The organism is Streptomyces sp. NPDC014891, assembly GCF_043081085.1.
GTDB lineage: Bacteria > Actinomycetota > Actinomycetes > Streptomycetales > Streptomycetaceae > Streptomyces.
The window spans coordinates 32,573-45,073 of record NZ_JBIBWF010000007.1 but is presented as its reverse complement, the minus strand read 5'-3'; the positions used below and the strand labels follow the sequence as shown (position 1 = coordinate 45,073).

Genomic DNA, 12,501 nt, shown 5'->3' with positions numbered 1-12,501 from the left:
CGGTGCGACCGGAGGTGCGGTTTCCGTCGGTCGCCGCCCGTCCGGCGGTACCGCCGTTTCCGGATTTCGGGTGCTTTCTGTTGTGCTCAAGAGTCCCCCCACGAGACCTGAAGCGCGGATTCCGTCATCCGCGCACCCCCCAGACCCGTGGGGGACCCCGGGGGTTGCGGCGCCGCAGATTACAGTTCGGCATATGCCGAAGAAGCTCGTGATCAAGGTGACCGCGGGGGCCGAGGCCCCCGAACGCTGCTCCCAGGCCTTCACCGTGGCGGCCGTGGCCGCCGCCAGCGGCGTCGAGGTCTCGCTCTGGCTGACCGGCGAGTCCTCGTGGTTCGCGCTCCCGGGCCGCGCGGCCGAGTTCGAGCTCCCGCACGCGGCGCCGCTGCCGGACCTGATCGACGGGATCCTGGCGGGCGGCGGGCGCGTCACGGTCTGCACGCAGTGCGCGGCCCGCCGCGACATCGAGGAGAAGGACCTCCTGGAGGGCTTCCGCATCGCCGGCGCCCAGCTCTTCGTCCAGGAGGCGATGGCGGACGGGACGCAGGCGCTCGTCTACTAGGCGGGTCCGCCGGCGGGGCGCCCGGGGCGGCGGACCCCGCGGGGGCTACTCCCGGCGCTTCCTGCCGTCCAGCTCGTCCCACCACTCGTCCGACTTCGGGTCGCCCGACGGGTCGTCCCACCAGCGGTCCTCGGGCCCCCGGCGGTTGGCGACCATCGCGGCGACCGGGGGGATGACCATGGCGACCACGCACATGCCGACGGCCACCGGCGTCGAGAAGAGGCGCACGACCGCCCAGGCACCCACGAAGAGCAGCAGGCAGGCACCCATCATCCAGAAGTAGACGCGCTTGCGTCGTCCGTACACACCTTCAGGGTACGACCGAAGGGCCGTGCCTCAGGTCCTGGAAACGGCGTCCAACCCCCCAGGAGGCACGGCCCTTCGGCCGGTTCGGTGTCGCGGGTCAGACCGCGATGGCGACCTCCGCGAGGCCACCGTGCTGCGCCACGACCTGGCGGTCGGCGGTGCCGCCGGGGACCAGGGCGCGGACGGTCCAGGTGCCCTCGGCCGCGTAGAAACGGAACTGGCCGGTGGCGGAGGTCGGGACCTCGGCCGTGAACTCGCCGGTCGAGTCCAGGAGGCGGACGTAACCGGTGACGGGCTGGCCGTCCTTGGTCACGAAGCCCTGGATGGTGGTCTCACCGGGCTTGATCGTCGAGGCGTCGGGGCCGCCGGGCTGCGCTCCACACATGTCGTTCTGTCCTTACGGTCGAGGGGTCCGGAGGAGGGAGGGTCCGGGGTTACTTGTTGGCGCCGAGCTCGATCGGCACGCCGACGAGGGAGCCGTACTCGGTCCACGAGCCGTCGTAGTTCTTGACGTTGGAGACCTCAAGGAGCTCGTGCAGGACGAACCACGTGAGCGCGGAGCGCTCACCGATGCGGCAGTAGGCGATGGTGTCCTTCGCCAGATCGACCTGCTCGTCCTCGTAGAGGGCCTTGAGCTCGTCGTCCGACTTGAAGGTGCCGTCGTCGTTGGCGTTCTTCGACCACGGGATGTTGCGGGCGCTCGGCACGTGGCCGGGGCGCTGCGACTGCTCCTGCGGGAGGTGCGCCGGGGCGAGCAGCTTGCCGGAGAACTCGTCGGGCGAGCGGACGTCGACCAGGTTCTGGGCGCCGATCGCGGCCACGACGTCGTCGCGGAACGCGCGGATCGAGGAGTCCTGGGCCTTGGCCTTGTACTCGGTGGCCGGGCGGGCCGGGACCGCGGAGCCGTCGACCAGGTCGCGGGAGTCGAGCTCCCACTTCTTGCGGCCGCCGTCGAGGAGCTTCACGTCCTGGTGGCCGTAGAGCTTGAAGTACCAGTAGGCGTAGGAGGCGAACCAGTTGTTGTTGCCGCCGTAGAGGACGACCGTGGTGTCGTTCGCGATGCCCTTCGCCGAGAGGAGCTTCTCGAAGCCCTCCTGGTCGATGAAGTCGCGGCGCACCGGGTCCTGGAGGTCCTGGGTCCAGTCGATCCGGATGGCGTTGCGGATGTGGTTCTTCTCGTAGGCCGAGGTGTCCTCGTCGACCTCGACAATGGCGACCTGCGGGTTGTCGAGGTTGGCCTCGACCCAGTCCGCGTCGACCAGGACGTCGCTGCGAGCCATGCTGTTCTCCTCCGGGGCAGTGTGCGGCGGTGTGGTGCGGGTGTGCGGTGTGGTGCGGTACGCCTTCGTCGCGGGCGGCTCGTCGGTGACGTGTCGGTGGACGTGTCGGGCAGGCGGGCGTGCGTGACGGACGTGCGTACGTGTCCACGGGGCGGCCCCGACCTCGGTCGGAGGGCCTGAGGAATACGGGAGTGGTGAGTCCCGCTCAGACGGAGCGACAGAGCATGGCGGCGACGCGGCACAGGTCTACTGCCCGCCGCTTCGTGAGATCCGCCTGTCGCTTCATGCCCTCGATCGTAGGGACGGACAGGCGGCCGTGTCACCGGTGTGTCGTATTTTGAGACGCGATCGTCCGAGATGCGAGACGAGATGGAGGTGCGAGAGGGCTCCGGGCACCTGCGTACCGAGGCGTCCGGTTCGGATTCTGCTGGTCGGACAGCGGTGTCTCAGCATGTGACCAACGGGTAGTTCCCGGGAGACTTCCGAGAGGCTCCCGGGGGCTTCCCGGCAGACTTCCGGGGGCTCCCGGGCGGCGGCGCGGGGCCGTCAGCCCGCCAGGACGACGTCCCGGCCGGCCACGGTCACGGCCAGTCCGTCCGGCCTCGGCTCGACCTTCTCCACCTTCATCCCGGCGATCACGCCGATCGGGCGGTCGAAGTCGGTCCGCGCGCGGACCAGGTCCTCGATGCCGGGGATGCCCTCGCCGGGGACCTCGTCGGCGCGGACCCGGATCGTGTCGCCGTTCACCACGGTCACCGTGGAGAGGACCGTCCGGGTCAGGGTGCGGCCCATCACCTTCACGCCGCCGGTCACCTTCACCTTGCCGTTGCCGCCGTAGGCGACGACCGCCTCCCGGTCGGAGGCGGCGGTGAGGTCCGCGTACGAGATGAGGGCCGTCCCGCTCGCGGAACCGGCCTTCGCGCCCGCCCAGTCGCCGGTCACGGTCACGTCCCGCAGCGCCACGGTCAGCTCGCCGACCCGGATGCGCTTGCTGCCCGCCTGCGCCTTGACGCCGGTCGCCTTCACGTCGACCTCGTCGAAGTGCTTGTCCGCGACCTGGGTCAGGAACGGGAAGCCCTTGATGTCCACCTCTATCGCGTCGCTGTCGACGGAGGCCAGCTTCACCCGCCCCGCCGCCTCGTCCTCGGCGTACGCCACGGCCAGCCGGTCGATCCCCACCAGGACCCCGCCCAGCACGACGGCCACGATCAAAAGAATCCGCAGTGCTCGCATGGGCTGTGCGTCCCCCCGATGGATAAGGGCTGGATGAGTTCCGGCCCTCCGACACGAAGATCGACGTGTCGGAGGGCCGGTTGGTTCCCGGGGCGGGTCGCCGCGCCGCCGCCCCGGGGGCGGCTCCGGGTCAGGCCAGGGCCCGTCCCAGCAGGTAGACGGCGGGGGCGGCGGCGGTCAGCGGCAGGGCGACACCGGCCGTCATGTGCACGAAGCGGGACGGGTAGTCGTAGCTCGCCACCCGCAGGCCGACCAGGGCACAGACGCCGGCCCCGAGGCCGAGCAGCGCGCCGGAGGAGCCCAGGTCGGTGAGGCCGCCGGCCGCGATCCCCGCGCCGGCCGAGGCCAGCAGGGCGACGACCGCGGAGACGGCGCCGGGCAGCGGGACCGCCCGCGCCACGACGGCCGCGGCGACCGCGACGCCGCCGACGACGACCGCGTCCGGTTCCGCGCCGAGGTGGCCGGTGGCGACGACGGTCAGCGCCGCGGAGGCGATGGTGGCCATCAGGCCGTACATGCGCTCGTCCGGGTCGGCGTGGCTGCGCAGCTGCAGGACCAGGCAGAGCAGCACCCAGACGCCGAGCGTGCCGAAGATCGCGGCGGCCGTGTTCTCCCGGCCGGTGGCGAGCAGGACCGCGTCGGCGGCCAGGCCGCCCGCGAAGGCGAGGGCGATGCCCTGGCGGGCGGGCCACATGCCGTTCAGCCGGAACCAGCCGGCGGCGGTGAGGCCCTGGAGGAGCACGAGCGGGACGAGCAGGGCGTACGCGCCGAGGGCGGCGCCGCCGGCGAGCAGCAGCCCGAGGGCGGCGGTCAGCAGGGCCGGCTGCATCCCGGGCGCGATGATCGGCGAGCGCCCCTCGGCGCGGGCCCGCTGGGCGTCGGTGATCCGGGTGTTCCCCGAGGTGGTCGGCGAGGACCAGCCGGGACCCGGCTCGGCCGCGGCGGCGCCCGGTGCCGGAGCGGGCTCGGCGGCGGGGGCGGAGACCTCCACCGGCTGCGGCTGCGGCTCGGTGTAGTACGCGGCGGGGGCGCCGTACGCGGAGTACGGGGCGGTCTGGTCCGGGTGCGCCGTGTACGCCTCGTACGGCTGCTGGCTCTGGTGCTGCTGGTGCTGGTGGTGCTGCTGGTGAGTCTGATGCTGCTGCGGCGGGTAGGGCTGCTGGGCCTGCGCCCGGTCCGCCTGGACCTGGTCGTACGTGACGGCCGGCTGGAACTGGGTGTCCCAGGTCTCGCCCTCCCACGTCTGCGTGACGTCGGGGACGGGCTGCCCCTGGTGCCCCTGCCCCGCCCCGTGCGCGTTCCCGTTCGCATACGGGTCGTACGGCTGACCGCCGTAGTACTGGTCGTTGCTCATGCTCTCGTGTTCACCCTCCTGCGAACGGGGGGAGCACCTCGACCGTGCCGCCCTCGGCAAGCCGTACCGTCTCATGGCTCCGGGTCCCGACGGGGTCGCCGTCGACCAGGAACGAGCACCGCCTGAGGACCTGGGCGAGTTCACCCGGGTGCTTCGCGCGGGCCGCGTCGAGGGCCTCCGCGAGGTGTTCGGCGGTGTACGGCTCCTCCGCGACGCCGGCGGCGGCCTTGGCCGCGGCCCAGTAGCGGATGGTTCCCGCTGCCATAGCGGCGCTCCCTTCGTTCGTGTGCGCGCCGCCCCCCATGATGGGCTATGCGCGCGTGAGCCAGTCCCCGAGCCGGGCCAGCAGGTCGTCGTCGGCGGCGTTCTCGGCGTGTCCCATCCCGCGCTCCAGCCACAGCTCGGCCTCGCCCGCCCCGGCCAGCATCCGCGGGTGGTCGAGCGGGAAGTACGCGTCCCGGTCGCCGTGCACGATCAGCAGCGGGGTGGGCGCGATCAGCGGCACCGCCTCCACCGGGGAGAGCGGGACGGGGTCCCAGCCGCGGCGGTCGATGCGGGTGCGGAGCCCGTAGCGCCCGACGAGGCGGCCCGCCGGACGGGTGATCACCCAGTGGACGCGGCGCATCGACGCCGTCCCCCGGTAGTACCAGCGGGCCGGGGCCGAGACGGCCGCCACGGCGTCGGCGCTGCCGCGGGTGCCGCGGTCGAGGGCCGCGTGCCGCAGGACCACGGAGCCGCCCATGGAGAAGCCGACCGTGGCCACGCGCGCGTGGCCCAGCTCACGGGCCCAGCGGACGGCGGCGGCCAGGTCGAGGACCTCCCGGTCGCCGACGGTGGAGCGGCCTCCGGAGCGGCCGTGGCCGCGGAAGGAGAAGGTGACCACGGCCGCGCCGCGCTCCGTGAACACCCGGGCGGCGCGGCGGACGGCGGGCCGGTCGACCGAGCCGGTGAAGCCGTGCGCCAGGACGACCGCGGTGGCCGCGGTGCCGGTCGCGGGCGTCCCGGTGTCCTCCGTACCGGTGACAGCGGCCCGTGAGGGTTCGTACACCGCCTCGATCGGGACATCGTCATCCGTACGCAACATGGCCCGCCGGGGGCCGGAAGTGATCAGGGAGACATCCGCCATATGAAATCCGCCCTCTCCCTCTGAACTCATGTGGGCTATTCTCCTTGGCAGAGGATCCGGGCGACGCAGCCCCCGGGTCCTTTTGCGTTTTCCGACCGTTGTTACGGACGGATGAACAAAAGCTCTCAGGGCGCGAGAGCCGGCAGTGATCTGTACGAAGCAGTGCACGTCCTCGCAGGGACCGAGGAGGAACCGACGTTATGAGCGAGCGACCGAAGCACGACCGACCGACGGCAGGGACGGCAGGTGGTGCGCGATGAGCGCCTTGCTGCTCCTGACCAACGCTCTCCAGCCTTCCACCGAGGTGCTGCCCGCCCTCGGCCTGCTCCTGCACAACGTCCGGGTCGCCCCCGCCGAGGGGCCGGCGCTCGTGGACACCCCCGGCGCGGACGTGATCCTCGTCGACGGGCGGCGCGACCTCCCGCAGGTCCGTTCGCTCTGCCAGCTGCTGCGGTCCACCGGACCCGGCTGTCCGCTCATCCTCGTCGTCACCGAGGGCGGCCTCGCGGCCGTCACCGCCGACTGGGGCATCGACGACGTCCTCCTGGACACGGCCGGCCCGGCCGAGGTCGAGGCGCGGCTGCGGCTCGCGATGGGCCGCCAGCAGATCGTCGCGGACGACTCCCCCATGGAGATCCGCAACGGCGACCTGTCGGTCGACGAGGCCACGTACAGCGCCAAGCTCAAGGGCCGGGTCCTGGACCTGACCTTCAAGGAGTTCGAGCTCCTCAAGTACCTGGCCCAGCACCCGGGCCGGGTCTTCACCCGCGCGCAGCTCCTGCAGGAGGTGTGGGGGTACGACTACTTCGGCGGCACCCGGACGGTCGACGTCCACGTACGGCGGCTGCGGGCCAAGCTCGGCCCCGAGCACGAGTCGCTCATCGGCACCGTGCGGAACGTCGGCTACCGCTTCGTCACCCCCGAGAAGGTCGAGCGGGCGGCGGAGGAGGCGCGCGCCAAGGCCGAGGAGTCCCGTGCGCAGGAAGGGGCCCGGGCGAAGGACCGCGTCAAGGACGCCACGGACGATGTCACCCCCCTGGCGGACCGGAACGTGGCAGATGCCACAGTGCGACCTGCCGGTAGGTAGGTCACCCCGCGTAGACTGCCGCGCGTGGCCAAGGTGACGCGGGATGACGTAGCTCGACTGGCAGGTACTTCGACCGCGGTCGTGAGCTACGTCATCAACAACGGACCCCGGCCGGTCGCCCCGGCCACGCGCGAGCGTGTCCTCGCCGCGATCAAGGAGCTGGGCTACCGCCCGGACCGGGTCGCGCAGGCCATGGCCTCCCGGCGCACGGATCTCATAGGCATGATCGTCCCGGACGCCCGGCAGCCGTTCTTCGCCGAGATGGCGCACGCGGTCGAGCAGGCCGCCGCCGAGCGCGGGAAGATGGTCCTGGTCGGGAACTCCGACTACCGCGACGAGCGCGAGATCCACTACCTGCGGGCCTTCCTCGGCATGCGGGTCTCCGGCCTGATCCTCGTCAGCCAGGGCATGAGCGAGCGGGCCGCGAGCGAGATCGAGGCCTGGGACGCGCGCGTGGTGCTGCTGCACGAGCGGCCCGAGGCGCTCGACGACGTGGCCGTCGTCACCGACGACATCGGCGGCGCGCAGCTCGCCACCCGGCACCTCCTGGAGCACGGCCACGCGTACGTGGCCTGCATGGGCGGCATCCCGAACACCCCGGCCGTCGGCGACCCCGTCGCCGACCACGAGGAGGGCTGGCGGCGGGCCATGCTGGAGGCGGGACGCTCGATCGAGGGCCGCCTCTTCCAGGCCCCGTACAACCGCTACGACGCCTACCAGGTGGCCCTCAAGCTGCTCGCGGGACCGGACCGGCCGCCGGCCATCTTCTGCTCCACCGACGACCAGGCCTTCGGCGTCCTGCGGGCGGCGCGCGAGCTGCGCATCGAGGTGCCGGCGGAGCTGGCGGTCGCGGGCTTCGACGACGTGAAGGAGGCGGCGCTCACCGACCCGCCGCTGACCACGATCTCCTCGGACCGCCCGGCGATGGCGCGGGCGGCGGTGGACCTGGTCCTCGACGACTCCCTCCGGGTGGCGGGCTCGCGCCGGGAGCGCGTGAAGCTCTTCCCGTCGACCCTGGTCGTCCGCCGCTCCTGCGGCTGCGACGGCGACTGACCCGAGGCCGGCCCGGCGACCGACCCGGCCCCGGCCGGGCGGCCCGGACCGACCCGTCCACGGGAGGGCAGCCGGCGCCGGTACGGGGCGCCCGCCGGGCCCGCGCAGACACCGGACGCCCGAGAGGCTCCGGCTCCGACTCCGGGAGCCCGGAAGCCGCCGAGACTCCGGCAGCAGCCCCGCGAGGTCTTTATATCGGGCATACAGCCTTCTGTCGGGCTTCTCACCCGCTCCTCAGACCGCTCTCATCTCCGCGGCCGACAGTCTGATCCATGACGGACTTCCAGGAGCAGCAGCCGCAGCAGCCCTACTACCCGCCGTACCCTCCGAGGCCGCCCTACGCCCCGGACGGACGGTCCGCGGACGCCGACCGGACCGCCACGCGGCCGATCGTCACCGAGCCCGGCACCACCGTCTGGCCCTCCGGCGGGCACCTGACGCCGTCGGGTCCGCCCGTCCCGCCCCACACCGCCCCGGGCGCCCACGCCGCCGCACCGGCCGGGGGCCCCGGCCCGCGCCGCCGCGCCCGGCGCGGGGTCGGCCTCATGGCCGCCGTGGCCATCGCGGCCGCCGCGATCGGCGGCGGTACGGCGACGCTGGTCCAGCAGGCCGGCTCGGACACCCCCGTCGCCGCCGCCCCGAACGTGAACGGCACCAACGTCTCCACCGGCAGCACGGGCACGGTCGCCGGCGTCGCCGCGGCCGTCTCCCCGTCCATCGTCGAGATCTCGGCGAGTTCGAACTCCGGCAAGTCCACCGGCTCGGGCGTGATCATCACCTCCGACGGCGAGATCGTCACCAACAACCACGTGATCTCCGGCGCGTCCGAGATCACCGTGCAGCTGGACAACGGCAAGTCCTACGCCGCCGAGGTCGTCGGCACCGACCCCGACAAGGACCTCGCCCTGATCAAGCTCCGGGGCGCCTCCGGCCTCAAGGCCGCGACCCTCGGCGACTCGTCGAAGGTGCGGGTCGGCGACGAGGTCGTCGCGATCGGCTCCCCCGAGGGCCTGACCGGGACCGTCACCAGCGGCATCGTCTCCGCGCTCGACCGGGACGTGACCGTCGCCAAGGACGACGACGGCTCCGGCCAGGACCGGCAGCAGGACCGGCAGCAGTACGACCCGCGGCAGGGCTGGCCGTTCGAGTTCGGCGGACAGCAGTTCAACGGCGACACCGGTTCGTCCAAGACCACGTACAAGGCGCTGCAGACCGACGCCTCGCTGAATCCCGGGAATTCCGGCGGCGCGCTGATCAATATGCGGGGGGAGATCATCGGAATCAATTCCGCCATGTATTCGCCCAGTTCTTCGAACGGTTCGACGGCCGGCAGCGTCGGTCTCGGATTCGCCATCCCGGTCGACACGGTGAAGGCCGACCTGGACGGCCTGCGCGCGGGCGGCGACAGCTGACCGGCGACGGGGCGGCGTGCGACGCTGAGCCCATGACCGCCCAGCGACACGAGCCCGAGCGCATCCTCATCGTCGACGACGAGCCCGCCGTACGGGAGGCGCTGCGCCGCAGCCTCGCCTTCGAGGGGTACGGGACGCAGGACGCCGTGGACGGGATCGACGCGCTCGCCCGGGTGGAGTCGTACGCCCCCGATCTCGTCGTCCTCGACGTCCAGATGCCCCGCATGGACGGGCTGACCGCGGCCCGCCGGATCCGGGCCGCCGGCTCGACCGTGCCGATCCTGATGCTCACGGCGCGCGACACGGTCGGCGACCGGGTCACCGGGCTCGACGCGGGCGCCGACGACTACCTCGTGAAGCCGTTCGAGCTGGACGAGCTGTTCGCCCGGATCCGGGCGCTGCTCCGGCGCAGCTCGTACGCCTCGGCCACGGCCGCCGGCCCCGCCGAGACGGACGTGCTGGCGTTCGAGGACCTGCGGATGGACCTGGCGACGCGCGAGGTGACCCGGGGCGGGCGGACGGTGGAACTGACCCGGACCGAGTTCACGCTCCTGGAGATGTTCCTGGCGCACCCCCGGCAGGTCCTGACGCGGGAGCAGATCCTCAAGGCCGTGTGGGGCTTCGACTTCGAACCGAGCTCGAACTCGCTGGACGTGTACGTGATGTACCTGCGGCGCAAGACGGAGGCGGGCGGCGAGCCGCGCCTCGTGCACACGGTGCGGGGCGTGGGCTACGCGCTGCGCGGAGGGGGCGGGGAGTGAGGCGTCCCCTGGCGTGGTTCCGGTCGCGGCCGCTGAGGTCCCGGCTGGCGCTGCTGACCGCGACGGCGGTCGCGGTGGCGGTCGCGGCGGTCTCGCTGGCCTGCTGGTTCGTGACGCGGGAGCAGCTGGAGGCGGAGCTGGACTCCTCGCTGCGCGACACCCGGATCACCGACGACGAGGCGCGAAGGCTGCTCGGCTCCTGCGCCCCGGGGTCCGAGAACCGTCCGTTCCCCGCGGGTCCGGCGCAGACCCTGCAGATCGTGACGACCACGGGCGACCTCTGCACGCTCGGCACCTCGCCGATCCCGGCCCAGGCCGGGGACCTCGCGGTGGCGCGGGGGCAGCAGCCGTTCGCGCTGCACACCACGAACGCCCTGAACGGTGCGGAGATGCGGGTCTACTCGTATCCCGTGGTGATCGGGAACCAGCCGGTCGCCGTCTCGGTCGCGCGTCCGCTGGACGAGATCGACCGCTCGATGTCCACGCTCGGCTGGGTGCTGCTGCTCGTCTCGGGCATCGGAGTCGTGGGGGCGGGCGCGGCCGGCCTGTGGGTGGCGCGGACCGGTCTGGAGCCGGTGGACCGGCTGACCGGGGCGGTCGAGCACGTGGCCGCGACCGAGGACCTGACCGTGCGGATCCCGGCCGAGGGCGAGGACGAGATCGCCCGGCTGTCGCGGTCGTTCAACGCGATGACGGCGGCGCTCGCCACCTCCCGCGACCGGCAGGCGCAGCTGATCGCGGACGCGGGCCACGAGCTCCGTACGCCGCTGACCTCGCTCCGGACGAACATCGAGCTGCTCGCGCGCAGCGAGGAGACGGGGCGGGCGATCCCGCCGGACGACCGCCGGGCCCTGATGGCCTCGGTGAAGGCGCAGATGACGGAGCTGGCGGCGCTCATCGGCGACCTCCAGGAGCTGGCCCGCCCGGACGCGGCGCAGCAGGGGCCCCTCGAAGTGGTCCCGCTGCACACGATCCTGCGGGCGGCCCTCGACCGGGCGCGGCTGCGCGGTCCCGAGCTGACCTTCGTGACGGACCTGGCGCCCTGGTACGTGCGGGCGGAGCCGGCCGCGCTGGAGCGGGCGCTGGTGAACGTCCTGGACAACGCGGTGAAGTTCTCGCCGCGCCGGGGCACGGTCGAGGTGACCCTGATGCGCGGCGAGCTGACGGTCCGGGACCAGGGTCCGGGCATCCCGCCGGACGAGCTCCCGCACGTCTTCGACCGCTTCTGGCGGTCGCCGTCGGCGCGCAGTCTGCCGGGTTCGGGCCTGGGCCTGTCGATCGTGGCCCGCACGGTCCACCAGGCGGGCGGCACGGTCGCGCTGACCCCGGCGGAGCGAGGGGCCGGCACGGTGGCGACGCTCCGTCTGCCGGGTGCGCCGACCCCGCCGCCGTCAGTTGTGGCGGATGAGGGACTCGACGAGTCCTGAGCGGGTGTTCGGGTAGTCCAGGACGGTGATGCCGAGGCCCTTCCAGGTGGTCGCCGTGCCGTCGAGGAAGGCGTGGACGCGGGGGTTGAGGTTGTCGGAGTTCCAGCGCGGGGGCAGGGACGCCGAGGTGCTGACGAAGTTGATGTACAGCCGGCCCGGCTGCTCGACGGCCTGGCGGTAGTGGGCCTCGATCTTCGGGTACTTGGCGTTCGGCAGGGCGTTCCAGTCGTCCTGGAGCGCGATGGCCCCGCCGTCCCCCCACCTGAGGCCGGGCAGGCCGCCGTTGTCGGCGATGAGGACGACCTTGCCGCGGGCCTGGCCGAGGGTGGGGACGGTGTCGCCGATGCGGAACAGCGGGCGCCAGCCCCGGTTGTCCAGGTAGTCGTCGAAGACGGCGCGGAAGGTCGCGTCGGATTCCGAGGAGTACTCCTGCTTGACCCGCATCAGGACGGTCTCGGAGGGGTGGGCGGCCAGGAAGTCGCGGCAGGCGACGAGGACGTCGCCGAACATCATCTTCTGGTACGAGGCGCCGTGGTGGATGGCGAAGGAGCCGCCGGTGACCCGGCAGCGGACGTCGAGGAAGCGGATTCCGGAGTCGAGCTGCTGGGCGATCGTGGTGTTCTGGCACTCGGACCAGGGGCCGCCGAAGCGGGCGCCGGAGTCGTGGGTGCCGGGGATGGTGAGCCTCTGGAGCGGGGTCCCGTCCGGGTGCGCCCCCATCCACGCGCGCGTGTCCAGGGCCGCCGCCCGGGCCGCGGGCGCGCCGATGATCAGTAAGGCTCCGGCCCCGAGGGCCCCCGTGAGAAAGCGTCGTCGCTCCATGGACCGGATAATGACAGGTCCGCGTCAATCTCCGCCAGGGTGCGGAAGACAGCCGGAAGGGGGCTGTCCTCCGCCGGTCCG

The 12,501-nt window shown here is 72.8% G+C and carries 15 protein-coding genes; 6 read left to right on the top strand and 9 right to left on the bottom strand.

The genetic code is table 11. The features are described from left to right. Positions 1–193: 193 nt before the first annotated feature. Positions 194–559 carry a DsrE family protein gene (locus ACF09E_RS20795; RefSeq protein WP_383439526.1) on the top strand — a complete coding sequence of 122 codons (366 nt, stop codon included), beginning with the start codon at positions 194–196 and terminating at the stop codon, positions 557–559. A gap of 45 nt (positions 560–604) precedes the next feature. On the opposite strand, the gene ACF09E_RS20790 is transcribed toward ACF09E_RS20795, so the two are convergent. From ACF09E_RS20790 to ACF09E_RS20755, 8 genes are all read right to left on the bottom strand, one after another. Then, the gene (locus tag ACF09E_RS20790; RefSeq protein WP_392206452.1) at positions 605–865 is read right to left on the bottom strand and encodes a DUF3099 domain-containing protein; all 261 of its coding nucleotides are present in this window, start codon (positions 863–865) and stop codon (positions 605–607) included. Between the two features lie 97 nt (positions 866–962). After that, a complete protein-coding gene (locus tag ACF09E_RS20785; protein WP_015035121.1) occupies positions 963–1,250 on the bottom strand; it encodes a DUF1416 domain-containing protein in 288 nt (95 codons plus the stop codon). 49 nt (positions 1,251–1,299) lie between these two features. Continuing rightward, the gene (locus tag ACF09E_RS20780; protein WP_361848577.1) at positions 1,300–2,145 is read right to left on the bottom strand and encodes a sulfurtransferase; all 846 of its coding nucleotides are present in this window, start codon (positions 2,143–2,145) and stop codon (positions 1,300–1,302) included. A 205-nt stretch (positions 2,146–2,350) separates the two neighbouring features. Beyond that, positions 2,351–2,431 carry a putative leader peptide gene (locus tag ACF09E_RS20775; RefSeq protein ID WP_350497993.1) on the bottom strand — a complete coding sequence of 27 codons (81 nt, stop codon included), beginning with the start codon at positions 2,429–2,431 and terminating at the stop codon, positions 2,351–2,353. Between the two features lie 260 nt (positions 2,432–2,691). Then, positions 2,692–3,378 carry a DUF2993 domain-containing protein gene (locus ACF09E_RS20770; protein ID WP_388792191.1) on the bottom strand — a complete coding sequence of 229 codons (687 nt, stop codon included), beginning with the start codon at positions 3,376–3,378 and terminating at the stop codon, positions 2,692–2,694. Positions 3,379–3,508: 130 nt separating this feature from the next. Beyond that, the gene (locus tag ACF09E_RS20765) at positions 3,509–4,732 is read right to left on the bottom strand and encodes a hypothetical protein (RefSeq protein ID WP_392206451.1); all 1,224 of its coding nucleotides are present in this window, start codon (positions 4,730–4,732) and stop codon (positions 3,509–3,511) included. A gap of 10 nt (positions 4,733–4,742) precedes the next feature. Continuing rightward, entirely contained in the window at positions 4,743–4,997 is a 255-nt protein-coding gene (locus ACF09E_RS20760; RefSeq protein ID WP_361848568.1) for a MoaD/ThiS family protein, read from the bottom strand. A gap of 45 nt (positions 4,998–5,042) precedes the next feature. Continuing rightward, on the bottom strand, positions 5,043–5,888 hold the full coding sequence (locus ACF09E_RS20755) for an alpha/beta hydrolase (RefSeq protein WP_392206450.1): 846 nt from the start codon (positions 5,886–5,888) through the stop codon (positions 5,043–5,045). Between the two features lie 226 nt (positions 5,889–6,114). Between ACF09E_RS20755 and ACF09E_RS20750 the strand changes: the two genes are divergently transcribed. From ACF09E_RS20750 to ACF09E_RS20730, 5 genes are all read left to right on the top strand, one after another. Then, positions 6,115–6,945 (top strand): response regulator transcription factor, encoded by an 831-nt coding sequence (locus tag ACF09E_RS20750; RefSeq protein WP_388792185.1) that lies wholly within the window; start codon positions 6,115–6,117, stop codon positions 6,943–6,945. A gap of 24 nt (positions 6,946–6,969) precedes the next feature. Then, positions 6,970–7,998, top strand: coding sequence for a LacI family DNA-binding transcriptional regulator (locus ACF09E_RS20745; protein ID WP_361848559.1), 1,029 nt, complete (start codon positions 6,970–6,972; stop codon positions 7,996–7,998). A gap of 272 nt (positions 7,999–8,270) precedes the next feature. Then, positions 8,271–9,410, top strand: a complete 1,140-nt coding sequence (locus ACF09E_RS20740) for a S1C family serine protease (protein ID WP_392206449.1) — start codon at positions 8,271–8,273, stop codon at positions 9,408–9,410. Between the two features lie 32 nt (positions 9,411–9,442). Then, complete coding sequence (locus ACF09E_RS20735) at positions 9,443–10,171, top strand: response regulator transcription factor (protein ID WP_392206448.1); 729 nt, start codon at positions 9,443–9,445, stop codon at positions 10,169–10,171. Next, entirely contained in the window at positions 10,168–11,598 is a 1,431-nt protein-coding gene (locus tag ACF09E_RS20730; protein ID WP_392206447.1) for a sensor histidine kinase, read from the top strand. Before ACF09E_RS20735 ends, ACF09E_RS20730 begins: the two co-directional genes overlap by 4 nt. Here the strand turns inward: ACF09E_RS20730 and ACF09E_RS20725 are convergent. Further along, on the bottom strand, positions 11,563–12,420 hold the full coding sequence (locus ACF09E_RS20725) for a phosphatidylinositol-specific phospholipase C (RefSeq protein WP_392206446.1): 858 nt from the start codon (positions 12,418–12,420) through the stop codon (positions 11,563–11,565). The two genes, ACF09E_RS20730 and ACF09E_RS20725, sit on opposite strands and share 36 nt — an antisense overlap. Positions 12,421–12,501 lie beyond the last annotated feature (81 nt).